This is a genomic window from Aurantiacibacter gilvus (assembly GCF_038289935.1).
Taxonomy (GTDB): Bacteria; Pseudomonadota; Alphaproteobacteria; order Sphingomonadales; family Sphingomonadaceae; genus Alteraurantiacibacter; species Alteraurantiacibacter gilvus.
Window position 1 is genome coordinate 1202652 of sequence record NZ_JBBYHV010000001.1, and the last position, 22669, is coordinate 1225320.

General features: G+C 62.3%; 20 protein-coding genes and 1 tRNA gene. 11 read left to right on the forward strand and 10 right to left on the reverse strand.

All coding sequences use genetic code 11. From position 1 onward, the window contains the following. Genes pip through AAEO60_RS05915 form a run of 4 tightly spaced genes read right to left on the reverse strand, consistent with a single transcriptional unit; the run spans position 1 to position 5188 of the window. Positions 1 to 960, reverse strand: coding sequence for a prolyl aminopeptidase (gene pip / locus AAEO60_RS05900; RefSeq protein ID WP_341672714.1), 960 nt, complete (start codon positions 958 to 960; stop codon positions 1 to 3). Further along, complete coding sequence (locus AAEO60_RS05905; protein ID WP_341672715.1) at positions 957 to 1739, reverse strand: phosphodiester glycosidase family protein; 783 nt, start codon at positions 1737 to 1739, stop codon at positions 957 to 959. The genes pip and AAEO60_RS05905 overlap by 4 nt, the downstream gene beginning before the upstream one ends. Further along, positions 1736 to 3247: an anthranilate synthase component I gene (gene trpE / locus AAEO60_RS05910; protein WP_423970093.1), complete on the reverse strand. Its 1512-nt coding sequence runs from the start codon at positions 3245 to 3247 to the stop codon at positions 1736 to 1738. Before trpE ends, AAEO60_RS05905 begins: the two co-directional genes overlap by 4 nt. Positions 3248 to 3256: 9 nt before the next feature. Then, complete coding sequence (locus tag AAEO60_RS05915; protein ID WP_341672716.1) at positions 3257 to 5188, reverse strand: peptidyl-prolyl cis-trans isomerase; 1932 nt, start codon at positions 5186 to 5188, stop codon at positions 3257 to 3259. Positions 5189 to 5420: 232 nt separating this feature from the next. Here AAEO60_RS05915 and tpiA point away from each other — a divergent pair, with 232 nt between their 5' ends. The 3 genes from tpiA to AAEO60_RS05930 all read left to right on the forward strand — a co-directional run bounded on the left by tpiA (position 5421) and on the right by AAEO60_RS05930 (position 8391). Then, the gene (gene tpiA, locus AAEO60_RS05920; RefSeq protein WP_341672717.1) at positions 5421 to 6179 is read left to right on the forward strand and encodes a triose-phosphate isomerase; all 759 of its coding nucleotides are present in this window, start codon (positions 5421 to 5423) and stop codon (positions 6177 to 6179) included. A 94-nt stretch (positions 6180 to 6273) separates the two neighbouring features. Beyond that, positions 6274 to 6660, forward strand: a complete 387-nt coding sequence (secG, locus tag AAEO60_RS05925) for a preprotein translocase subunit SecG (protein WP_341672718.1) — start codon at positions 6274 to 6276, stop codon at positions 6658 to 6660. Between the two features lie 90 nt (positions 6661 to 6750). Next, entirely contained in the window at positions 6751 to 8391 is a 1641-nt protein-coding gene (locus tag AAEO60_RS05930) for a CTP synthase (RefSeq protein ID WP_341672719.1), read from the forward strand. A 362-nt stretch (positions 8392 to 8753) separates the two neighbouring features. Here AAEO60_RS05930 and AAEO60_RS05935 read toward each other — a convergent pair whose 3' ends face one another. Next, on the reverse strand, positions 8754 to 9227 hold the full coding sequence (locus tag AAEO60_RS05935; RefSeq protein ID WP_341672720.1) for an Hsp20 family protein: 474 nt from the start codon (positions 9225 to 9227) through the stop codon (positions 8754 to 8756). Positions 9228 to 9356: 129 nt separating this feature from the next. Between AAEO60_RS05935 and grxC the strand changes: the two genes are divergently transcribed. From grxC to AAEO60_RS05955, 4 genes are all read left to right on the forward strand, one after another. Then, positions 9357 to 9620, forward strand: a complete 264-nt coding sequence (gene grxC, locus AAEO60_RS05940) for a glutaredoxin 3 (protein ID WP_341672721.1) — start codon at positions 9357 to 9359, stop codon at positions 9618 to 9620. A 4-nt stretch (positions 9621 to 9624) separates the two neighbouring features. Continuing rightward, the gene (locus AAEO60_RS05945) at positions 9625 to 10452 is read left to right on the forward strand and encodes a carbon-nitrogen hydrolase family protein (RefSeq protein WP_341672722.1); all 828 of its coding nucleotides are present in this window, start codon (positions 9625 to 9627) and stop codon (positions 10450 to 10452) included. Continuing rightward, entirely contained in the window at positions 10449 to 10913 is a 465-nt protein-coding gene (locus AAEO60_RS05950; RefSeq protein WP_341672723.1) for a DUF1178 family protein, read from the forward strand. The genes AAEO60_RS05945 and AAEO60_RS05950 overlap by 4 nt, the downstream gene beginning before the upstream one ends. 39 nt (positions 10914 to 10952) lie before the next feature. Continuing rightward, positions 10953 to 11029 (forward strand) — tRNA-Arg (locus AAEO60_RS05955). A 5-nt stretch (positions 11030 to 11034) separates the two neighbouring features. On the opposite strand, the gene AAEO60_RS05960 is transcribed toward AAEO60_RS05955, so the two are convergent. Further along, complete coding sequence (locus AAEO60_RS05960; protein ID WP_341672724.1) at positions 11035 to 12024, reverse strand: zinc-dependent alcohol dehydrogenase family protein; 990 nt, start codon at positions 12022 to 12024, stop codon at positions 11035 to 11037. A gap of 97 nt (positions 12025 to 12121) precedes the next feature. Next, a complete protein-coding gene (locus AAEO60_RS05965) occupies positions 12122 to 15268 on the reverse strand; it encodes a TonB-dependent receptor plug domain-containing protein (protein WP_341672725.1) in 3147 nt (1048 codons plus the stop codon). A 643-nt stretch (positions 15269 to 15911) separates the two neighbouring features. Between AAEO60_RS05965 and AAEO60_RS05970 the strand changes: the two genes are divergently transcribed. Continuing rightward, a complete protein-coding gene (locus AAEO60_RS05970; RefSeq protein ID WP_341672726.1) occupies positions 15912 to 17219 on the forward strand; it encodes a MarR family winged helix-turn-helix transcriptional regulator in 1308 nt (435 codons plus the stop codon). Between the two features lie 42 nt (positions 17220 to 17261). Here AAEO60_RS05970 and AAEO60_RS05975 read toward each other — a convergent pair whose 3' ends face one another. Both AAEO60_RS05975 and hppD read right to left on the reverse strand, forming a co-directional pair. Continuing rightward, a complete protein-coding gene (locus AAEO60_RS05975) occupies positions 17262 to 17819 on the reverse strand; it encodes a hypothetical protein (RefSeq protein ID WP_341672727.1) in 558 nt (185 codons plus the stop codon). Positions 17820 to 17934: 115 nt separating this feature from the next. Then, complete coding sequence (gene hppD / locus AAEO60_RS05980) at positions 17935 to 19044, reverse strand: 4-hydroxyphenylpyruvate dioxygenase (RefSeq protein ID WP_341672729.1); 1110 nt, start codon at positions 19042 to 19044, stop codon at positions 17935 to 17937. Between the two features lie 119 nt (positions 19045 to 19163). Between hppD and AAEO60_RS05985 the strand changes: the two genes are divergently transcribed. The 3 genes from AAEO60_RS05985 (at position 19164) to AAEO60_RS05995 (ending at position 22122) form a co-directional block, all read left to right on the forward strand. Continuing rightward, entirely contained in the window at positions 19164 to 19484 is a 321-nt protein-coding gene (locus tag AAEO60_RS05985; RefSeq protein ID WP_341672730.1) for an FtsB family cell division protein, read from the forward strand. A gap of 148 nt (positions 19485 to 19632) precedes the next feature. Further along, positions 19633 to 20733 carry a pyruvate dehydrogenase (acetyl-transferring) E1 component subunit alpha gene (gene pdhA, locus AAEO60_RS05990; RefSeq protein ID WP_423970094.1) on the forward strand — a complete coding sequence of 367 codons (1101 nt, stop codon included), beginning with the start codon at positions 19633 to 19635 and terminating at the stop codon, positions 20731 to 20733. A 3-nt stretch (positions 20734 to 20736) separates the two neighbouring features. Continuing rightward, positions 20737 to 22122 carry a pyruvate dehydrogenase complex E1 component subunit beta gene (locus AAEO60_RS05995; RefSeq protein WP_341672732.1) on the forward strand — a complete coding sequence of 462 codons (1386 nt, stop codon included), beginning with the start codon at positions 20737 to 20739 and terminating at the stop codon, positions 22120 to 22122. Between the two features lie 101 nt (positions 22123 to 22223). Here AAEO60_RS05995 and AAEO60_RS06000 read toward each other — a convergent pair whose 3' ends face one another. After that, a complete protein-coding gene (locus AAEO60_RS06000) occupies positions 22224 to 22664 on the reverse strand; it encodes a TadE/TadG family type IV pilus assembly protein (RefSeq protein WP_341672733.1) in 441 nt (146 codons plus the stop codon). Positions 22665 to 22669: the final 5 nt, after the last annotated feature.

Below are 22669 nucleotides of genomic sequence, written 5' to 3' on the forward strand. Positions count from 1 at the left end.
TCAAGCCAATTTCCCCGCAAACTCGTCGGTCGCGCGGACCAGCCCGTCGACGATGCCGGGTTCGCTCGCGGCATGACCGGCATCGTCGACGATGCGCAGGTCGACTTCGGGCCAGGCTTTCTTGAGGTCCCAGGCGGAGACTGGCGGGCAGCAGATGTCGTGACGGCCCTGCACGATGATCCCCGGAATTCCCTTCAGCTTGCCGACATCGCGCAGCAGCTGGCCATCGTCGAAATAGAAGTCTTCGAGGAAGAACTTGGCACAGATGCGGGCGAAGGGAACGGCCTTCGCCGGGTCGGCAAAGTCGTCGAGCAGGTCCGGGTTGGGCACCAGGGTGGCAACCGAGCCTTCCCACAACGACCATTCGCGCGCAGCGGCCAGCCGGGTGGCTTCGTCATCGCTGGTCAGTCGGTCGTAATAGGCCTTCACCAGGTTGCCGCGTTCGTCTTCCGGGATCAGGCCGCTGAACTGGTCCCACTGTTCGGCCATGATCTCGCTCGCGCCGTAGGTGTAGAGCCAGTCCTTCTCCTTCTGCCGCGCCAGGAAGACGCCGCGGAGCACCAGTTCGCTCACCCGTTCCGGGTATTTCTGGGCATAGGCGAGGGCGAGCGTGGAGCCCCAGCTACCGCCGAAGACCTGCCATTTCTCGAAACCGCACATCTCGCGCAGCTTTTCCATGTCGGCAACGATCCGCCAGGTGTCGTTCGCCTCGATCTCGGCGAAGGGACGCGAATGGCCGCAACCGCGCTGGTCGAACAGCAGCACGTCGTAAAGCTCCGGGTCCCACTGGCCGCGATGCGAGGGGCTGATCCCGCCGCCCGGACCGCCGTGCAGCATGACGGCAGGCTTGGCGCCCTTGGTGCCCACGCGTTCCCAATAGAGCGAATGGCCTTCACCCACGTTGAGATGGCCGGTCTCGAAGGGTTCAATGTCAGGGTAGAGTGAACGGTATTCAGTCATTGGGTCGGTTCCCGGTCGTAGACGATGATAAGTGGGCCGATTGGCGCTCCGCTGTCGAGGCGGCCCGTAACCGGGTCCCACATTTGCGATACCGTTCCGTCCAGGAACAGCGCGTTGTCGATGTTGAGCACGTCGCGGTAGAGGCGCGCCAGTTTGCCGAAACTGACCGGCGCTTCGCTGATGACGAAATGCGCGCGTCCGGCGTCGTCGACGCCCACGGCATTGCGCAGTCTCAGGCTGGTCCCATTGGGGTCGATTTCAGGGTGTAGCTCGCCGTCGATCACCAGCATGGGTCCGGACTGCGTGGCGAATTCGGGGCGTTCTTCGACATCGCGGGCAAAGCGCGAGGTCGACCAGACGTGCCATGGCCCGACCGGGCTATCGCCGAAGAAGACACCATTGGGCAGCATGTGGAAATTGCCGGGCCCTTCGTTCTGGTTGAGCACCGTCAGGCGCCGCCCGTCCTCGACGTAATAGCCGATCGGATCGCCATCGGGATCGAACATCCCGCCGTTCACCGCCAATGCGATGCCGGTTCCGTCCTCGCCAACATCGTCAGCCAGCGCCGTCAGAGAGCGATAAGGCGTATCCTCGCCCTCGGGCGCCAGCTCCATGCGGATATCGTGGATGGTGGGCATGGCAGTGCAGTGGGTGAAGGACGATTCCTCGAACACCAGCGGTTGGCAGATCGAGGCTCGGCCTTGTTCCTCCTCACCGGCGGTGCCCACGGAGCAGGCGGTGAGGGCCAGCAAGGCACACACACCAACCAGCTGTTTCACTGCCCGAACCCCGGCTCGCTGGCTACTGCTACGGCTTCGCGTGCTGCGGCGATTAGCGCGCCCGCCTTGTGACGACATTCGGCGGCTTCGTACTCGGGGTTACTGTCGGCAACGATGCCTGCACCTGCCTGCACGTGCATGGTGCCGTCTTTCACCACGGCGGTGCGCAGGACGATACAGCTGTCGACCGAACCATCGGGCGCGAAATAGCCGACGCCGCCCGCGTAGGGACCGCGCGTTTCGGGTTCGAGCTCGGCAATGATCTCGCAGGCGCGGATCTTGGGGGCACCGCTGACCGTGCCCGCCGGGAAGCCCGCGAACAGCGCGTCGATGGCGTCCTTGCCCTCTGCCAACTGGCCGACGACGTTGCTGACGATGTGCATGACGTGGCTGTAGCGTTCGATGGTGAAGCTGGCGGTGACGGTGACGCTGTCGGCTCCTGCCACGCGGCCCACGTCATTGCGCCCAAGGTCCAGCAGCATCAGGTGCTCGGCGCATTCCTTGGGGTCGGCCAGCAGGCTCAACTCGTTGGCCTTGTCCTCGCCCTCGGTCGCACCGCGCGGACGGGTGCCGGCGATGGGACGTATGGTCACTTCGCCATCCCGCACGCGGACGAGGATTTCGGGACTTGAGCCGACCACGGCAAAGCCGGGCAGGTCGAGGAAATAGAGGAAGGGCGAGGGGTTCACCCGCCGCAGCGCGCGGTAGAGCGCAATCGGCGGCAAGGGGAAGGGGCAGGTAAAGCGCTGCGCCAGCACCACCTGGAAGATGTCGCCCGCGGTGATGTAGTCCTTGGCCTTGAGCACGATCCGCTCGTAATCCTCGGGCGGCATGACCGGCTCGAGCTCGAGGTCGGGCATGTCCGAGAGGCGATCGGCAGCAGGTACCTTGTCGCCAAGGCGGCGCAGGGCCTCGTCGATGCGGTCCGTGGCGCGTTCGATCTTGCCCGCGGGATCGTCGTCATTGGCCCACAGCGGGGCGATGACGTAGAGTTCGTTGGTCAGGCCGTCGAACACCAGCACCAGCGCGGGGCGGGCAAACAGCATGTCCGGCAGGGACAGCTCGCTCTGCGGTGCGCGCGGCAGGTCTTCGACGAGACCGATGGTCTCGTAACCGAAATAGCCGACAAGGAAGGCGAGCGCGGGCGGCAGTCCTTCGGGCATGTCGATGCGGCAGGCCGTGGCAAGCGCGCGCAGTTCGCTCAGGCTGTCGCCGGGCAGCGCCTCGAAAGCCTCGCGGTCATGGCGCCATTGCCGGTTGACCTCGGCGCGGTGGTCCGTCGAGCGGAACATCAGGTCCGGATCGAGGCCGAGCATGGAGTAGCGACCGCGGATCTCGCCGCCTTCGACCGATTCCAGCAGGTAGTCGCCGCGTCCCGGCTCGATCAGTTTGAGCGCCGCACCGATCGGGGTCTCCGTGTCGGCCACGACCCGGCGCCAGATAAGCGTGTTACGCCGCTCCGCCAGGGCAGAGAGCGCCACGTCGGCATTATGGGGTGCGCCGGACAAGGCCAGGACCTAGTTGTTCAGGCCAAGCAGCTGCGCCCGCACGGCTTCGACTGCCACTTCGTTGGTCTCGGCTTCAAGCGAACCCTGCATCGCCGTGACGAACTGGACGACATACTCCTCGCCGAGGCTGGCGACGAGCTGCTGACGCGTTTCGGCAAACCGCTGATCCTCGGCATCGATCTCCGGCTGTTCGATCTCGCTCAGCTGGACGACGAACCAGGTCGAAACGTCTGCCAGTTCAACCGGCTTGGTGCTGCCTTCAGCCATCGAGAAGAACAGGATGCTGGCGAGCGAAAGCTGGCCCTGTTCCGCCAATTCGCGGCGGTTCAGGCGCAGCGGTTCCGGGGCTGGCAGGCTGACTTCTTCGGCAGCTACGGCTTCGGCAAAGGTTGCGCCGCCTTCGATCCGTTCGATGACGCGCGCGGCAGCAGCACCGGCTTCGGCCATGCCCTGTTCGCGGCGCCATGCGGTGACCACATCGTCACGAATTTCCGCCAGCGGAGCGGCAGCGCTGGGCACCACCTCGGACACGTCGAAGATCAGGTACTGCTCGCCGGGCACAAGTTCGTTCAGCTGCGGATCGCCGGCGTCGACCTGGAAGGCAAAGGGGATAATTCGTGCCACCTGCGGAGCGACGGACTCCTGCGTCCCATAGACCTGTCCGGTCGCCGTAGCCTGACGCGAGGTAGTGACTTCCAGACCCAGTTCCTCGGCAGCTTCGGTAAGGCTGCGGCCATTGCGGAATTCGTCTTCCAGACGCTCCGTAAACTCGTTCAGCGCCAATTGCTGGCGTTCCTCGAACAGCTGCTGGCGAATGCCTTCGCTCGCCTGTTCCAGCGTCTGGCCGGAATTCTGCGTGACCTGGTCCACGCGCAGCACATACCAGCCAAGGTTGCCGCGCGCCGGGCGGGCGAGGTCGCCGCTTTGTGCCGCAAAGGCTGCATCGGCGACATTCTCGGACGCCTGTTCCTCGATGTCCTCGCGGCTGACGCCGCTGAGCGTGACCGTCTGCAGGCCCTTTTCACGGGCAGAAGCTTCCAGCGATACGCCGCCATTCACTTCGTCTATTACGGCCTGTGCCGCAGCTTGCGTCGGCAAGACCAACTGGGTGAAGCTGCGCGTTTCGATCGGCGCATAGACCGCAGCGTCTCGCTCGTAGCGGCGGGCAATCTGCTCATCCGTAACGGGCGCAATGTCGTCCAAGGCAGTGCGATCAAAGGTAGCGTAACGGATCACGCGGCGTTCCGGCCGCACATACGCACCGCGATTCGCCTGGTAATAGGTTTCCAGCTGTTCGTCGGTCGGATCTTCGTCCGGTGCAAAGGCGACAGCGGTGAAGCCGGCGGCAAGGCCAACCCGGGTTTCGTTGAACATGCCGGCGTAGCGACGCGCGATGCTGTCAGGCACCGTCATGCCGTAGGAAATCGGCATCAGCAGCTGTTCGGCCTGGATGCCCATGGCCACGTCTTCCAGCACGCGATCCTCGGTAAGGCCTTGCTGGCGCACCCAGGTGCGGAAAACCTCAGGGTCGAACTCTCCATTGAGGCCGTTGAAAATCCCGGTTGCGCGCAGTTCGCTGTTCACGGTGGCCTGGCTTGCACGCAGCCCCATGGCCTTGCCGAATTCGGAAATCGCGGCGCGAGTCAGCATCTGCTCGAGCACGTCATCCAGCCCGCCGTCCGCAATGAAGGATTCCATGGTGATGGTCGGATTTTCCGCACGCGATTGCTGCACCGCGCTGTTCGCGTTCTGGATCAGGTCCGCCGTGGTGAGCGTCTGGTCGCCCACGTTGGCCACCCGGTCGCCACCGGCAACACCGCCGAACAGGCTGTTGTTGGCCACGTCCGAACTGGCGAAGGCAACAGCGATCAGGGCGAGGAAGGCCAGCGTTACGCCGATCCCGATCTTGGACTGGAAAAACCTACGGAAGAGCTGGATCATCGATGTATCTGTTTCTGTGCTTGATGGTCCGCGCAGGAGGTGGCGGACCTTATGTCGCCGACGCTTTAGTCGCCATGCGACTCTCCCGCAACAGCCTGACGCGGGTTTCCGGCAAAGTGCAAAACCTTCTTTGACAAGCTGCTGGCGGGGCACTAGCGCCCATGGCAGTAACCAGGCGGGTAACCACAGCAGTGGGCCTGCAGCAGGCTAAAATCACGGAAATCACATACTAATGTCCAATCGACCCTATATTGTCGGCAACTGGAAGATGCACGGTACGCGGGCAATGCTTGCCGAAGCCCGCGCCATCGACCGCGCGGCAGAGCGACTGCTGAAGGTGGAAGTCGCCCTGGCTCCGCCATTCACCCTGATTCACGCGACCCGCAAGGAAGCCGAGCTGATCGGTATCGGCGCGCAGGATGTGCACCCGGCAGACGGCGGCGCCCACACCGGCGACATCTCCGCTGCGATGGTGAAGGACGCCGGTGCCAGTTTCACGATCGTGGGCCACTCGGAACGGCGCGCGGATCACAAGGAAACCAACGCGCTGGTCAAGGAAAAGGCCGTGTCCGCGCTCGCCGCTGGCATGAGCGTGATCGTCTGCGTCGGCGAGACCGAAGAGGAGCGTGACGCGGGCAAGGCGGAAGCCGTGGTGGGCCGCCAGTTGACCGGCTCGCTGCCCACTGGCGATGGCGTGGCGGAGAAGATCACGGTTGCTTACGAACCGGTTTGGGCCATTGGCACCGGCCGCACCCCGACGGTGGATGATATCGGTGCCATGCACCGCCACATCCGGGAAAAACTGGAAAGCATCTACGGCGAAGCCGGTGCTTCCGTGCGTATTCTCTACGGCGGTTCGGTGAAGCCCGACAATGCAGCGGAACTGCTGGCTGCGGACGAGGTCGGCGGAGCCCTGGTGGGCGGCGCCAGCCTGACCGCAGAGAGTTTCCTCGGTATCATCATCGCTGCTGCCGAAGGCGAGAAGGAATAGGCCTGACCTGCCAGTCCCTCTCTCGCTAGCCCTTGTGGGCAGCGGGCAGGGCGACTACATGGCGTCCCATATTTCCCCGGATACAAGAATTGTCATGAACTGGTTCCTCTTTCTTACCGTCATCCAGGCCTTCGTGGCCGCAGGCCTCGTAATCCTGGTGCTCATGCAGCGTTCCGAAGGCGGTGGCCTTGGAATCGGTGGTGGCGGCAGTCCGGGGGGGCTGATGTCGGCCCGCGGCGCGGCGGACTTGCTGACGCGTGCGACCAAGTGGTTCGCCATCGGTTTCGTGACCCTGTCGATCGTACTGGCCGGCCTGGCCGTGGACGTTTCGGGCGATCGCAACTTCGAAGAAACGCTGGATCGTACCGCCACCTCGACCGGTGAAGGGGCTGATGCGACGGCGCTGCCGGGCGGTAGCGACGGCGCCTCTGCGGAAGAGACCAGCGACGAAGCCGATCCGCTGGCCGACCTGGCCGACTGATCTTTTCCGCGGACAATTCGCTCTAAGCAGTGAAATTCTGCACCAAAGAGCTTGCGCCGAATCCGCGCAGGCCCTTAAGGCCCGACTCCCATGGCGCGGTACATTTTCATCACCGGCGGCGTGGTCTCCTCGCTCGGCAAAGGTCTCATGGCTGCCTCTCTGGCGGCCCTTCTGCAGGCGCGTGGCTACAAGGTCCGCATCCGCAAGTTCGATCCCTATCTGAACGTCGATCCGGGGACCATGAGCCCCTACCAGCACGGTGAAGTCTATGTGACTGACGACGGGGCGGAAACCGACCTCGACCTGGGCCACTACGAGCGCTTCACCGGCGTTTCCGCACACCAGAACGACAACATCACCTCGGGGCGCGTCTACCGCGACATCATCGCCAAGGAACGCCGCGGCGATTACCTTGGCGCGACGGTGCAGGTGATCCCGCACGTCACCGACGCCATCAAGGAATTCGCCCTGGCCGACCAGGGCGACCACGATTTCGTCCTGTGCGAGATCGGCGGCACGGTGGGCGACATCGAGAGCCTGCCGTTCATGGAAGCCATCCGCCAGCTGCGCAACGAGCTGGAACCGGACCAGACCGTCTCCGTCCACGTCACGCTGGTGCCCTATATCGCCGCTGCCGGCGAGCTGAAGACCAAGCCGACGCAGCACTCCGTGCGGGAACTGGCATCGCTGGGCATCAAGCCCGACGTGCTCCTGTGCCGCTGCGAGCACCCGCTGCCCGACAGCGAGCGCCAGAAGATCGCCAATTTCTGCAACGTGCGGAAGGAATCGGTTATCCCGGCGCTCGACGCGACCAGTATCTATGCCGTGCCGCAGCAGTACCATGGGGAAGGGCTCGACAGCGAAGTGCTACGCCATTTCGGCATGCTCGGCACGTCCAATCCGCCGGACATGTCGCGTTGGGAAGACGTGGTCGACCGCTACGAGAACTACGAAGGCGAAGTCACCATCGGGGTCGTGGGCAAGTATGTCGGCCTGCCCGATGCCTACAAGTCGCTGAACGAGGCGCTGGTGCATGGCGGCATGGCCAACCGCACCAAGGTCAAGATCCGCTGGATCGACGCCGAGATCTTCGAAAAGGACGATGCCGATATCGCCGCCGAACTGGAGCCCTTGCATGGCATCCTGGTGCCCGGCGGCTTTGGCGATCGCGGCAGCGAAGGCAAGATCGCCTCGGTTCGTTTCGCCCGTGAGCGCAAGGTGCCGTTCTTCGGCATTTGCCTGGGCATGCAGATGGCCTGCATCGAGGGCGCGCGGAACACGGCCGGGATCGCCGATGCGAGTTCGACCGAATTCGGCGAAACCAAAGAGCCGGTGGTCGGCATCATCACCGAATGGATGAGCAAGGAAGGCTTGCAGCAGCGTTCGGCAGAAACCGATCTGGGCGGCACCATGCGGCTGGGAGCCTATGACGCCAAGCTGGCGGGCAACAGCCACGTGTCGCAGATCTATGGCGGCGCTACGGAAATCTCTGAACGGCACCGCCATCGGTACGAAGTGAACTCAGCCTACGTACCGGCCCTGGAAGAGGGCGGGCTGATCTTCTCAGGCATGTCACCCGACGGCCTGCTGCCCGAAATCGTCGAGCGGCCAGACCACCCGTGGTTCGTCGGCGTGCAGTTCCATCCGGAGCTCAAGAGCCGCCCGTTCGATCCGCACCCGTTGTTCAGCGGCTTCATCGCGGCGGCCTTGGAACAATCGCGTCTCGTCTGATATCGCGAGGGTTGTTATCGTTAACACCCGTGGTAAAAGCGGCATTCGTATATGCGAATATTGCCCTTGCCAAGGCAGCGAATAGAGGCGTAACTCCGAATAACAGGGCAATTCGGGTTACGTGCCAGATGGGGATTGGCACGCCTTCATCGAAATTATTAGCCCAGGGATTGAGACCGGTCCTACGCACGAACAGGGTTTATTGTGCGTACTTTCGGCTCGGTCTTGCTGAATGGAGTTGGCTGCCTTTTGCGACCCGGACAGCCAGTTTCATCAGCCAGTCGGCGCAGACGCGTCGAGGGGGCGGGGCTTTAGCGAGCCCCGCCTCCAAAGTTTTAAGCTGATGGTTAATCCAGGTAGGATCAGGCAGCGTCGGCCTGGTCGTCATCCTTGGACTTGTTTTCGACCACCTTCAGCTCATTGCCGCCGATAGCGATCTTCTTCGGCTTCATCGCTTCCGGCACTTCGCGTACCAGGTCGATAACCAGCAGGCCGTCTGCCAGGTCAGCGTTCTCGACGCGGACGTAGTCGGCCAGTTCGAAGCGGCGTTCGAAACCGCGGTTGGCGATGCCGACATGCAGCATCTCGCCATCAACGGTCTCTTCGCGCTTGTTGCCCTTGACCGTCAGCAGGTTCTGCTGGGCCACGATGTCGAGATCGGCAGACTTGAAGCCGGCGACGGCGATCGTGATGCGGTAGGCATCTTCATCGCGGCGCTCGATATTGAAGGGGGGGTAATTGTCGCCGCTGTTGCGGGAGTTGCTCTCCAGCAGGTCGAACAGGCGGTCAAAGCCCACGGTGGAGCGGCGATAGGGGGTAAAATCCATACGGTTCATTTGAAACAAATCCTCTCTTGAGCAATTTGACATGTATACAGGCCCGAAAGCGGCGCCTGCGTGTACAGAGATAGGCAGGCCGGTAGCCGTTTCAAGAACCCCGACTGCCGCCAGATTGAAGGATTTTTCGTGAGCGTCCCCAAGGTCGAAATCTACACCAAGATGTACTGCGGCTATTGCTACCGCGCGAAGCGGCTGCTCGATTCCAAGGGCGTCGAATACGAAGAGTACGACATCACCCTTGGCGGGCCGAAGCGGGCGGAAATGAAGGAGCGCAAGCCCGACGCGATAACCGTTCCGCAGATATTTATCGACGACAAGGCCATCGGCGGGTCCGACGAACTTGCCGCGCTTGAGCGTGACGGCAAGCTGGACGGGCTGCTGGGGCTTTAGCCGGATGCCGCGAATCGCTCTGCTGCAAATGACCTCGGGCATTGACCCGGCAGCCAATGCTGCGGGGGTGATCGAAGCTGCGCGCAAGGCCGCGGGGCAGGGCGTTCAAATGCTCTTCACGCCGGAAATGGCCGGGCTGCTTGATCGCGACCGGAAAAGGGCGACTGCCCACATCCTGCCGGAAACCGACATTCCGCAGGTCGAGGCCGTGGCCAAGGCTGCTGCCGACGCCGCCATCTGGATTGCCTACGGCCTGCCGGTTGCGCGGGGAGACGGTCGCTGGGCCAACCGAACGCTGCTGTTCAATGACAAGGGTGAAGTCGCCGCGCGGTATGACAAGATCCACATGTTCGACGTGGAGCTCGATACCGGGGAAACTTGGCGCGAATCCGCAGCCTATGTTCCGGGTGAGCAAGTCGTGACCGTCGACGATACACCGCTCGGCCGGCTTGGCCTGGCGATTTGCTACGATATCCGTTTTCCCGCGCTATTCGAGGAATTTGGCCGCCGACGTTGCGACGCCATCGCGATCCCCGCAGCATTTACCGTGCCGACCGGAAAGGCGCACTGGCACCTGATGCAACGGGCACGCGCTGTCGAAGCGAGCGCCTTCGTGATTGCCGCAGCGCAGGTGGGTCGGCACGAGGACGGTCGCGAGACCTACGGTCATTCGCTGGTGGTCGATCCTTGGGGCGAAGTCCTGCTCGATATGGGCGGCGAACAGGCAGGCCTGGCCTGCTGCGACCTCAATCTCGACCGCATCGGCGAGGTGCGACGACAGCTGCCCAGTCTTGCCAACAAGCGCGATCTGCCTACATCGGGCGCGCAATGATCGTCTACGACCTTTCCTGCGACCAGGGCCATCGATTCGAAGGCTGGTTCGGCTCGTCTGACGACTTTGCGTCGCAAAAGACTCGTGGCCTGCTCTCCTGCCCGCAATGCGGTTCGGAGGCGGTCGAGAAGGCGCCGATGGCACCCGCGGTTGGCAAGAAGGGGAACCAACAGGCGTCGGCTGGGGTCAACCAAGCCAAGGGTGTCTCCAACGCCCCCATGTCCCCCGAAGTCGCGGCCGCCCTGGACAAGCTTGCCAGGGCTCAGGCCAAGGCGCTGGAGAACAGCACATGGGTGGGAAAGGATTTCGCCGAACAGTCGCGCGCCATGCACTATGGCGAGCGGGACCATGCGGCGATCCATGGCGAAGCCAGCCTCGAGGAAGCGCGCGATCTGATTGATGAAGGCGTGCCGGTTGCGCCACTTCCGTTGCCGGTTGCACCGCCCGACGACGTCAACTGATTGCCAGACACGAATTGGCTGCTAACAGGACGCGTGGAAGCGCCCGTAGCTCAGTCGGATAGAGCATCGGATTCCTAATCCGGGGGCCACAGGTTCGAATCCTGTCGGGCGCACCAATTCCTCAGAACCTCACCACGACCTTTCCGACCTGCTGGTTGCTCTCGAGGTAGGCATTGGCATCCGGCAGCGCTTCCAGTCCGGTGAAGGTCTTGGCGATTACCGGTTCAAGCTGTCCACCCTCAAGACCGGCCAGGATCTTCCGCTGTGCCACTTCGAAGCGGTGCGGATGGTTCCATATTTCGCTCGCCACCCAACCGCGCATGGAGCAGCCCTTGAAGGCCATCGGCCAGTGGGGATAGGGTGTAGGCTCGCCGCTCAGCCCGCCGTAGACGAACAGGATCCCGCGTTCCTCCAGTGCCCGGGCTAGTGTGTCCACATAGGGCCCGCCGACTGGATCGAAGGCGCACCGCGCGCCGCGGCCCTTGGTGATGTCCATGACCCGTTCGACCAGGTCTTCTTCCTGAGTTGCCACGACATGGGCTGCGCCGATCCGCTTCAGCGCCTCGGCCTTGGCGGACGTCCGAGTGGCGGCAATCGACGTTGCTCCCGCCCAGTTGGCGAGCTGGATCGCGGCAATGCCGACACTGGAGGAAGCAGCCGGAATGATCACACCATCGCCGATGCCGACCTTGGCTACCTCGATGATCGCGAAGGCCGTGAAGTACTGCATCCAGATCGCCGCGGCCTGCTCGTCGGACAGGCCTTCCGGTGCGGGAAGCAGGATGCGGGCGGGGACGATCGCCTCGTCGGCCCAGATCCCGTAATCGCCCTGGCTGATCATCGGCAGCACGCAAACCCGGTCACCTACCGAGAATCTTTCCACGCCATCTCCCAAGGCGCTGATCGTGCCGACGCCCTCGTAGCCGATGCGGCTCGGCAACTGCGGCTGCACCGGATACTTGCCGGCGCGGTACATGGCCTCGGCCCGGTTCAAGCCGACGGCTGAAACCTTGATGCGCACCTCACCGGCGCCCGGCTCACCAATCTGCCCCTCTTCAATCTGCAGGACTTCGGGACCACCGGTTTCGTGGAAGCGGACGAATCGCGTCATGTGTCTCTCCTTGGACGACAGGTTCCACCAATTGCGCACATAAGAAAAGGGCCCCTCCCGAAGGAGAGGCCCTGATCTGTTTGGCTGTCGCCGTCGACTAGAACCGGAGGTTCGCGCCGAGGTAGAATCGACGACCGTTGGTGTCGTAGAACCGGGCGTCGAACGATCCGCCCGGCAGCGTGGCACCGGTGCCCGGCTCGTTGGCCAGGTTGCGGTTGCCCAGCGGCGGAGCCTTGTCGAACAGGTTCTGCACACCGAAGCGCAGGTTGATGTCATCCGAGATGGCATACGACGCGTTCAAGTCGAAGATGTTGTAGCTGGGGAAGCCGGTGGTCTGGTTCGGACCAAACTGAGCTTCCGAAGCGTCTTCGATCGAGGGCAGGTGCTGCCACTGGAAGCCAAGGTAGGCCGGGCCCCAGTTGTAACCGAGCGTGGTCAGCACGCGGTATTCGTAAACACCGGTGTTGAGGCCGTTTTCACCCGTACCCTGCGTACCGACGTAGTCGATAGCGGGCACGACGCCAGCCAGCGAGGTCGTCTCGAAGTGCAGCAAGTAGTTTGCCAGCACGTTCAGGTTGAGTGAACCCGGACCAACGTCGAAACCCCAGTCGAGCTGCACGTCGATACCCGACACGCTGAACTCGCCGTTGTTGACGTAGGTACGGTTCACGTTGCCGAGACCGCCGTTGTTGGCGTTACGCGGTACCAGCTGACAGAATGCCGAGTTGGCAATGTCCGTCGGACTACCGCTGTCCCAAGCCGGGTTCAGCGCCGGATCGTAGCACTGCTGCAGTGCCACAGCCACGGTCTGCTCACCGATCGCGTCCGACACCGAGATGTCGAACCAGTCAACCGACAGACGGAAGCGGTTGAACATTGCGCTGGTGAACGGCGAGTTGATCACCACACCGGCAGTCCAGGTGTCGGCCGTTTCCGGGGTCAGGTTCGGGTTACCAACCGTCGTCGGGAAGGCAAAGCCGAAGGTACCCGATGCAGCTGCACCGTTGAGATAGGTACCCGAGCCATCCTGCTGATAGAAGAAATCATCAGCGTCCGGATCGCCCGTTGCGTTCATCTGCGCGCGGCAGACGGCTTCCACACCAGCGCCGTTGGCGTTGGCATCGTTGGCCGAGAACGACAGCGGGTTGAGCTTGGCGCAGGGGTCACCAGCGGTGTTCACACCGAAGGTCTGCTGTGCCGCGAGGAACAGTTCGCCGATGTTCGGTGCGCGTTCTGCGCGGTTGTAGCCGCCACGGAAACGCAGCCAGTCGGTGACTTCCCAGTCGCCCAGGATCTTGTAGGTGTAGCTCGTTCCCGTGGTCGAGAAGTCCGAGATACGACCGCCAAGCTCCAGGTTGAACTGCTGGATGCCCGGGATGTCCGAAAGGATCGGGATCAGCAATTCGCCGTAGATCTCGTGCACGTCGAAGCTGGCATCCACGTTGCCGCTGGGATAGATGCCCAGCGCCTGATCCTGGAACGAACGACCCTGCGTGGTGAGGGTGTCGTTGTCGAACTGGAACTGCACTTCGCGGTAGCTGGCACCGAGGGCGACACCGAGTTCACCGGCAGGCAGGTCGAACAGACCACCGGCAACGTTGGCTTCCGCAATCGTCTGCGTCACTTCCGAACGGTTCTTCAGGTCGGCACGAATAGCTTCGAGGCAGTCTTCCGAGAACCCGCCAGCCGGCGGACGGTAGAAGTTCAGGCCGGACGTACAGGTACCGGTCGAAGCGCCGAAGCCGCCATTCGTCGGGTTACCCTGCTGCGAGAAGCCTTCACCGAAGTTCGGGGCACCGATCAGCGTGCGAACACGGTTGAGCGAGTAGACACCCGTCTGCTTGGCGTAGGTAGACGAGATACCGTGGCTGACGAAAGCTTCCCACGACAGGCTGGTGCCGGGGATATAGCCCTCGAGACCAGCAGTCAGGTTGTAGGTCGTCACGTCAGTGAAGGTTTCGCGATCATCGGGCAGCAGAGCCTGCACGGTGAACGGGGCGTCCGGATCCGGACGTCCTTCGAGCAGTGTCCAGAGCGATTCGGGCAGCTGGTCACGATCGAGCACGGTCGGATCGGCCGTGGCACCCCAACCGGCGAAGATCGGGCCCGGTTCGTTGCGGGTGAAGGTTTCCACATGGCTGAACAGGCCCTGCGCGAACACGCCAACCCAGTCGTTGATCTCGTAGTTGCCGCGGGCGAACAGGTTGTAGCGCGTCAGCGGCAGGATCAGGTAGAGGTTGGTGTTGTTCTGGCTGATGGTGCCGTTCGAACCGCGCTGGTACGGTAAACCATCCGTCGTCAGCGAGAAGTTGTCATTGGCGATACCACCGAAGCCGTTGGTGAACGGCGTGCCGTCAGGCTGGACGTAGACCGTCTGGCCGCCGCGGACACCGGCACCCGGAGCGATCGAGTCGAAGCTCGGCAGGTTGCTGAAGCCGAAGTTGATCGCCGGGAAGTCGATGAAGAACTGCGTACCGTTGATGGTCGGATCGGCCCACAGGTCACGATAGTGGTCACGATCGCGCTGGTAGTTGGCTTCACGGGTGTTGATCGACATGGCGATCGACACGTTGCCGCGTCCATCGTCGAAGTCCGAGCCCATGATGCCGCCCAGCTGGTATTCGAAGTTGTCGCCGTGCTCGGTGATACCGAAGTTGGCGTCCAGCTCGAGACCTTCAAAGTCCTTCTTCAGGATGAAGTTGGTCACACCGGCCACGGCGTCAGCACCGTAGGTTGCCGATGCACCGCCCGAAATCACTTCGATACGTTCGATAGCAGCTGCCGGGATGGTCGAGATGTCGACCACGCCCGAGGCGTTGCCCGGGGTACCGCGGCGGCTGTCGATCAGGACGAGGTTGCGGTTGGTACCGATACCACGCAGCGACACGGTTGCAGCGCCCGGGGTGTTGGTAGCGGTCGGCTGGATGTCGCCACCGGCGGTCGGCGTCTGCGCCGGCACGAACTGCGGCAGGCGGTTCAGGTTCGATTCGAGAGCGGCGGTTGCCGAGTTCTCGATCAGGCCCGAATCCACGGTGACCATCGGGCTGTTGGATTCGAAGTCACCGGCAATACGCGAACCGGTAACGACGATGCGCTCCCCGGTCGTGCAGGCCGGCGCGTTGGCGTTGGCCGGGTCGTTGCAATCAACGGACTGGGCCATTGCCGGTGCGGCAAAACCAAGCGTACTGGCCCCACCGGCCAGCAGCAGGGCCTTGAAGACCAGCTGGTTGTTAAAGCTCCTCACTTTTGTGCTCCCTTCACAGTGCATGCAGGACCGCGAAATGCAGTCCTGCTAGTTTTCATCGTCCCACTGACAGTGCCCGAATGGAAATCGGCACACCTGTTGGTGACCGGCGTCCCGTGCGGACCGTGCGTGTTTGATGGATGAACTTGTCTATGGATAGGCCATTGCATGACACACGGGTAAACCCGTGGAATCACCGCGCTGATAGGCGCTGCCTGCATGCAATCTCCTCTCCCCGGTGGCGGATCTGAATCAGACCTCGCCTATCCGCTTACGGCCATATTCTCGCTCGTTGACTGTGTCTAGTCGGCGGAAGACAGGCATTGTGGAACTGCTCCCCAAAGACACCTTGGCAGACTGGTCAGGGCCGGTTCCACCCCTCCCATTTCGCAAGTGTGAAATGATATATACGTGAAATTACAGGTGTATAAGGCGCTTATGTGGCTGATACCGCTTCTTCGCGCAATAAAGTGTTGCGATCGTGCATCGCTTTGAAACTTCATTTGCGAAAGATTTTGTTGATCTCGTCCAGTTCCAGCTTTTCCGCCGTCTTGACCACGGATTCGCGCCGGTACTCGAACTTTTGATGTCGATCACTGTTCAAACCCAGCAAAGTTAATTAGGACCCGTCGCAGGCAATAAAATGAGCGATATGAGCCAGGCCAAGAAAGCACGCGCCAAAACCGGGGAGGGAGGCAGTACACCGCAATGGCGAGCCTTGCTGCTCGCCCACGCCAAGTCGGTGTATGCGAATGGTTTGCCCGACAAGTCTCCAGGCAACGATACCGAACTGCTGGAAAGCCTCCTCGGGCCCATGGCCGATGAAGCGACGCGCATCGTCGAGTCCTTTGCCCTTGGCGCGCGCGCCACGGAAGGTGTGACGGGAACCGGGAATTCGGTTCCGCCAGCTTTTGATACACGCCTCTCGATCATCCTCAACGGACTCGCGCCGGAGGCGGATTCCTTGCGCGCTACCGGGGATTCACAGCCCAGCGTGATCCAGCAGGAACTGTGGCAGCTGCTTTACAAGGTCCGCGAAAGCGCTGAGCTGTCCTATGCGCGCGAAATCGACCTCGTCGAACTGGACCGTCGCATCCTGTTCCTCGTGCGCAGCCAGGGTGCTCTTGTGCCCGCTGACATTTCCAGCGCCGTGGGCGTCGACAAGGCGCAGGTCAGCCGATCGGTAAAACGACTGCTCGAACTCAAGATGGTCGAGCGAGACCAGATTCGCGCGCCTGTCAGCCTGACGCGCAAGGGTACAACGCTGGCGGACCGGCTGTTGCGCTTGGCAGAATTGCGGAACCGCGAACTGACCTTCGACATTTCCGACGCGGAATTGGCCGATTTCTTCGCAGTGATCGAGAAGCTCCTGCATCGCGCGGTGATGCTTTACGATCAGGAACGCGCGCTGAGCCAGAGCGAGACCAAGTCGCTCAACCCGTTCGTTGTCGATCCCGACTATGAGCCCCGGAACGGACACAAGCTGGTTATCGAGCGCGGGCGCATCATTTCGCCGCTGATGACCCTGTCGGCCTACTTCAGCAGGTCTGGAGCCTTGGCTTTCAAACGCCTGACAGGGCTTTCGAATTTTGAGACCTGGGTGCTCAATGAAGTGGCCCTGGATGCCCCGATCGACTGGAACACGCTGGTATCACGGCTGGACCGCGACCACAGTCAGGCCGGTCGAACCGTGGGCGCGCTGGTCGAACGTGGCCTGCTCGTCCGCAGCGGCCAGCCGGGCCGGCGCCACGGCCGCTTTACACCCACGGCTGAAGGCCAGCGCCTGTTCGAGATCATCCAGGAAGCCAGCCGCAAGCGCGGCGCATTCCTCACGGCACCGCTGTCGGTTGCCGAGCGGGCGCGGTTCCAGGCCATCTTCGACAAGGTGCGGCGCAACGCCGTGGTCCAGCTCGAACGGGAGCGGACGTTTGACGAGCTCGGCCACCTTTAGGGAAGCCTCGCCCTCGTCAGGAAAATCGGCGATGCATTCAGTTTAACGGACGCGGCGGACGCGTACGGATGGCTGGCTGTCGTAGGTCAGCAGGAAACTGCCGAGCGACGCGCGGTCAATCTCGACTCTGCCGCCCACGCGCGGCGGGCGATAGGAGAACGGCACGCTCTCGGTAAACAGCCACTGCGCACCATCTTCAAGCGTGATGAGATAAATGCCGCGCTGTTGCTCGGACACGGCAGCAATGCGCGCGCGCAATTCTTCGATTTCCCCGGCCGGCGTCTCGAACCGTTGCGGAGTGCGGATATCCTCACGGCCAAAACCCGAGGGGCCGCCAGTGTCGAGCGGGGCACCAGCGCCGCCACTGGGCACGGCCATTTCGCCCGGCACGGAGTTGCGCGGCTGACCGCCAGTGGCGCGGATATTGTTGTCGTAGCAAGCCAGGCGCGCGGTCGGATCGTCGATCTCGGCGCAGTTGCGCAGGATGTTGAGCACGATCTCGTCGCTAACCTGCGCAGCGGCAGGCGCTGCCAGCATGGTGAGGGGCAGGGCGGCTGCGGAAATCGCAAGTACGCTAAATTGGGCGCGAAACGCGGTCATAATAACGGAAAACTCCTCTCGTCGCCGGACTGATGGCGCGGAAGGCGTTTCGGTGCAAGGGGCTTGCGTCGCGCTGAACAGGCCAACACGACGCTTTTCCCAAGCTTCCGGCTTGTCAGGCGTCGACCGACTTGGCGTCTTCCACGTCCAGCACGCCTCGGCGGATCTGGTCGCGTTCCATGCTTTCGAACAGCGCTTTGAAATTGCCTTCGCCGAAACCTTCGTCACCCTTGCGCTGGATGAATTCGAAGAACACGGGGCCGACCTGTGCCTCGGCAAAGATCTGCAGCAGCAGGCGGGGCTGGCCGCCCTCGGTCGTGCCGTCGAGCAGGATGCCGCGCGCCTGCAACTCGTCGGCAGGTTGGCCGTGACCGGGCAGGCGTTCGTCGAGCATCTCGTAATAGGTTTCGGGCGGGGCGGTCATGAAGGGCACGCCGAACTCTTTCAGCTTGTCCCAGGCGGCGAGCAAATCGTCACAAATCAGGGCGATATGCTGGATACCTTCGCCGTTGAATTCGCGCAGGAACTCCTCGATCTGTCCCTTACCGCCTTCGCCTTCTTCGTTGAGAGGGATGCGGATCTTGCCGTCCGGCGCGGTCAGCGCCTTGGAGGTGAGGCCGGTATATTCGCCCTTGATGTCGAAGAAGCGGATCTCGCGAAAATTGAACAGCGTCTCGTAGTAGTCGGCCCAGTATTTCATGCGGCCGCCGTAGACATTGTGGGTGAGGTGATCGATCACCTTGAACCCGGCCCCTTCGGGCCAGTGCTCGACGCCGTCGAGATACTCGAAATCGATATCATAGATCGACAGGCCTTCGCCTTCCGCGTCGGTATAGCGGTCGATCAGGTAGACAATGGCACCGCCGATGCCGCGGATTGCAGGGATGTGCAGTTCCATCGGGCCGGTTTCGACTTGCACCGGCTCTGCACCGCGGGCGAGCAATTCATCATAGGCCTTGGCGGCGTCCTTGACGCGGAAGCCCATGCCACAGGCTGATGCGCCATGTTCGCGGGCGAAGAACCATGCCGCGCTGCGCGGCTCGTAATTGATGATCAGGTTGATCTGTCCCTGCCGCCACAGTTGCACGTCCTTGGAGCGGTGTGAGGCGACATGGGTGAACCCCATGGCTTGGAACACGGGTTCGATTACGCCTTTCTCAGGAGCGCAGAATTCAACAAATTCGAAGCCGTCGAGGCCGATGGGATTTTCAAACAGGTCAGTCATAGTTTCAAATGTAACCTGTTTGGATGATTCGTGCAACCAGTCTGGAAAACATCGATCAGCCCGCAAGGTCGCTACGAATCTGCTTGAATCCCCTTGGTGATTGTGATTCTATCTTAACCATGAATGCTATCGGGCCTCGTCGGAACATAATCAGGGAGCGGATCGTCAACACGATTGCGCTGCTAGTGCTGATGCTGATCGGGGGAATGGCGCTGATCGGACCCTCGGGTATCCTCGCCTGGGGCGAGCAGAATTCACGCCTGTCCGATCACGAACAGCGTATCGCCGCGTTGCAGGAACGCCGCGACGATTTGCAGAACCGGGTCGACCTGCTCGATCCCAACAATGTCGATCCGGATTTTGCCACCGAACTGGTGCGCGGCAATCTCAACGTCGCCCACCCTGACGATTACATTGTCGAGCTCGAGCCGATCAATTGAGCGAGAGCCCTTGCGGCACTTCGGCTCACACAAATTCACCACATAGGTAAATAGACCAAAAGTCGCGTTGCCTCCCTTGCGCAACCACGCCTATAGGCGTTCCCGACATTGAACAGCGCTATCATGGCGCACAGATGGGGAATGCAACTTGGCCAAGGCGTCAGCTTCCAACAGCGGCAAATCCAAACCGGCAGCGGCAAAGAGCGCTGCGAAACCGGACGACGGCGACAACTTCGCCCTGCGCAGCCTGCAAGAGGCCCTCGACAAGCAGAAACGCTTCAAGGCCGACGATGACCAGCTGCTGCATTTCTACGAGCAGATGCTGCTGATCCGCCGCTTTGAAGAGAAGGCCGGCCAGCTTTACGGCCTCGGCCTCATCGGCGGTTTCTGCCACCTCTACATCGGCCAGGAAGCCGTCGCGATCGGCCTGCAGAGCGCCCTCGATAACGACAAGGACAGCGTCATCACCGGCTATCGAGACCATGGCCACATGCTGGCCTATGGCATTGATCCCAAGGTGATCATGGCCGAACTTACGGGCCGCGCCGCGGGCATCTCGAAGGGCAAGGGCGGCTCGATGCACATGTTCAGCACCGAGCACAAGTTTTACGGCGGCCACGGCATTGTCGGCGCCCAGGTGTCGCTGGGGGGCGGCCTCGCATTCGCGCACAAGTACAACGAAGACGGCGGCCTGTGCCTTGCCTATTTCGGTGACGGTGCGGCGAACCAGGGGCAGGTCTACGAGACCATGAACATGGCCGCGCTGTGGAACCTGCCCATCGTCTTCGTGGTGGAGAATAACCAGTATGCCATGGGTACGGCGGTCAAGCGTTCCAGCGCCGAGACCGAGTTCTATCGCCGCGGTACGGCCTTCCGCATTCCCGGCCTGGAAGTGAACGGCATGGACGTGCTCGAAGTGCGCCAGGCTGCCGAGATTGCCTTTGCCCACGTGCGCGAGGGCAACGGTCCGGTGCTGATGGAATGCAACACCTATCGCTATCGCGGCCACTCGATGTCCGACCCCGCCAAGTACCGGACCCGAGAAGAGGTGCAGGAACAGCGCGATCACCATGATCCCATCGAGCGGGTGAAGAAGGATCTCGGTGCCGTGGGTATTGATGAGGACAAACTGAAAGAGATCGACAAGGGCATCCGCGCCACCGTCGCGGAAGCAGCGGATTTCGCGGAAAGCTCGCCCGAGCCGGAGGCGGCCGAACTCTACACCGATGTCCTGGTGGAGGAGTATTGAGCCATGGCTATCGAACTGAAGATGCCCGCACTCAGCCCCACCATGGAAGAGGGTACGCTCGCCAAGTGGCTGGTGAAGGAAGGCGACACCGTCTCCTCCGGTGACGTGCTGGCCGAGATCGAGACGGACAAGGCGACGATGGAATTCGAATCCATCGACGAAGGTACCGTCGGCAAGATCCTGGTGCCCGAGGGAACCGAAGAGGTGAAAGTCGGGACGGTCATCGCCATCCTCGCCGGCGAGGGCGAGGATGCTTCCGATATCGAAGCCCCGGCCGCTGCCGAAGAGGTGCAGGACGTCGAGGGCGAAGGCAAGGATGTCGGCCGTGACGGCAACCCGATGGATATCGACAAGCCCGCTGCCAAGCCGCGCGCTTCCGATCCGGATATTCCCGACGGCACCAACATGGTGAAGCTGACCGTGCGCGAAGCGCTGCGCGATGCCATGGCCGAGGAAATGCGTCTCGATGAACGCATCTTCGTCATGGGTGAAGAAGTTGCCGAGTACCAGGGTGCCTACAAGGTGACCCAGGGCCTGCTCGATGAATTCGGTCCCAAGCGCGTGATCGACACGCCGATCACCGAATACGGCTTTGCCGGTATCGGTACGGGTGCAGCCATGGGCGGCCTGCGCCCGGTGGTCGAATTCATGACCTTCAACTTCGCCATGCAGGCGATTGACCACATCATCAACTCGGCAGCCAAGACCAACTACATGTCCGGCGGCCAGATGCGGTGCCCCGTTGTCTTCCGCGGACCGAATGGCGCGGCGAGCCGCGTTGGTGCCCAGCACAGCCAGAACTACGGACCGTGGTACGCCAGCGTGCCCGGCCTGATCGTGATCGCGCCCTACGATGCTTCGGATGCCAAGGGCCTGCTGAAGGCCGCCATCCGCAGCGACGATCCCGTGGTTTTCCTCGAAAACGAGCTGATCTACGGCCAGAGCTTCGAGGTCGCCCAGCTGGACGACCACGTGCTGCCAATCGGCAAGGCGCGCATCATGCGCGAAGGGTCTGACGTCACGATCGTGTCCTACTCCATTGCCGTCGGTGTGGCGCTGGAGGCGGCGGAGGAACTGGCCGAGCAGGGCATCGATGCCGAAGTCATCGACCTGCGTACCCTGCGTCCGCTCGATACCGCCACCATCCTCGAGAGCCTGGCCAAGACCAACCGCCTGGTGATCGCCGAGGAAGGCTGGCCCACCTGCTCGATCGCGTCGGAAGTGGTGGCACTGTGCATGGAGGAAGGTTTCGACCATCTCGACGCACCGGTGCTGCGCGTCTGCAACGAGGACGTGCCGCTGCCTTACGCCGCCAACCTCGAGAAGCTCGCGCTGATCGACAAGGACAAGGTCGTGGCGGCCGTCAAGAAGGTCACCTACAGCAACTGATAGGCAAGGGCGCCGGCCAGTCGGGCTGGTGCCCTAGTTGCGGAGAATGCCGGCGCCGTTGTAGGCGTCGCATGAATACAGAGTTGTGGGGCTGGCTGGCGTTATTCGTCGAGCAGGAAGATCGGCCGCGTGTAGGTGATGAAGGGAAATTCTATTCCGGCAAAACCCAACAGGCTGTCGACCTGGTACGCCACGACGACTTCCAGTTCGGTGGCACCCGCGACGCGCTGCGTCGAAGCATTGGTGACCACCACGTTCACGCGGTTCTGGTCGAGCAGGTAGGGCGCGCCCAGAGCGTGGTTTTCGGCGAAGGTCTCGATCTGCGAATTCGAAAGCTTGTTGCCCGTCTGGTACTGCACCATGGCATAGCGCGCCACGTCAGCGGAAAGGCTGCGCAGGGCGTTGTAGTTCTGCATGGCCATGCCGACCTGCAGCACACCCATCAGCATCAGCAGGAACGCCGGGCCCAGCAGGGCGAACTCGATCGCTGCAGCGCCATTTTCGTCGCGGCGGATGCGGGGGAAGAAGGTCAGTTTGCGCATGCCAG

Bases quoted from the DNA above. Each gene is read 5' to 3' on its own strand.
- pip (WP_341672714.1), bottom strand. From the start codon at position 960: ATGACTGAATACCGTTCACTCTACCCTGACATTGAACCCTTCGAGACC.
- AAEO60_RS05915 (WP_341672716.1), bottom strand. From the start codon at position 5,188: ATGATCCAGCTCTTCCGTAGGTTTTTCCAGTCCAAGATCGGGATCGGC.
- tpiA (WP_341672717.1), top strand. From the start codon at position 5,421: ATGTCCAATCGACCCTATATTGTCGGCAACTGGAAGATGCACGGTACG.
- secG (WP_341672718.1), top strand. From the start codon at position 6,274: ATGAACTGGTTCCTCTTTCTTACCGTCATCCAGGCCTTCGTGGCCGCA.
- AAEO60_RS05930 (WP_341672719.1), top strand. From the start codon at position 6,751: ATGGCGCGGTACATTTTCATCACCGGCGGCGTGGTCTCCTCGCTCGGC.
- AAEO60_RS05935 (WP_341672720.1), bottom strand. From the start codon at position 9,227: ATGAACCGTATGGATTTTACCCCCTATCGCCGCTCCACCGTGGGCTTT.
- AAEO60_RS05945 (WP_341672722.1), top strand. From the start codon at position 9,625: ATGCCGCGAATCGCTCTGCTGCAAATGACCTCGGGCATTGACCCGGCA.
- AAEO60_RS05950 (WP_341672723.1), top strand. From the start codon at position 10,449: ATGATCGTCTACGACCTTTCCTGCGACCAGGGCCATCGATTCGAAGGC.
- AAEO60_RS05960 (WP_341672724.1), bottom strand. From the start codon at position 12,024: ATGACGCGATTCGTCCGCTTCCACGAAACCGGTGGTCCCGAAGTCCTG.
- AAEO60_RS05970 (WP_341672726.1), top strand. From the start codon at position 15,912: ATGAGCGATATGAGCCAGGCCAAGAAAGCACGCGCCAAAACCGGGGAG.
- AAEO60_RS05975 (WP_341672727.1), bottom strand. From the start codon at position 17,819: ATGACCGCGTTTCGCGCCCAATTTAGCGTACTTGCGATTTCCGCAGCC.
- hppD (WP_341672729.1), bottom strand. From the start codon at position 19,044: ATGACTGACCTGTTTGAAAATCCCATCGGCCTCGACGGCTTCGAATTT.
- AAEO60_RS05985 (WP_341672730.1), top strand. From the start codon at position 19,164: ATGAATGCTATCGGGCCTCGTCGGAACATAATCAGGGAGCGGATCGTC.
- AAEO60_RS05995 (WP_341672732.1), top strand. From the start codon at position 20,737: ATGGCTATCGAACTGAAGATGCCCGCACTCAGCCCCACCATGGAAGAG.
- AAEO60_RS06000 (WP_341672733.1), bottom strand. From the start codon at position 22,664: ATGCGCAAACTGACCTTCTTCCCCCGCATCCGCCGCGACGAAAATGGC.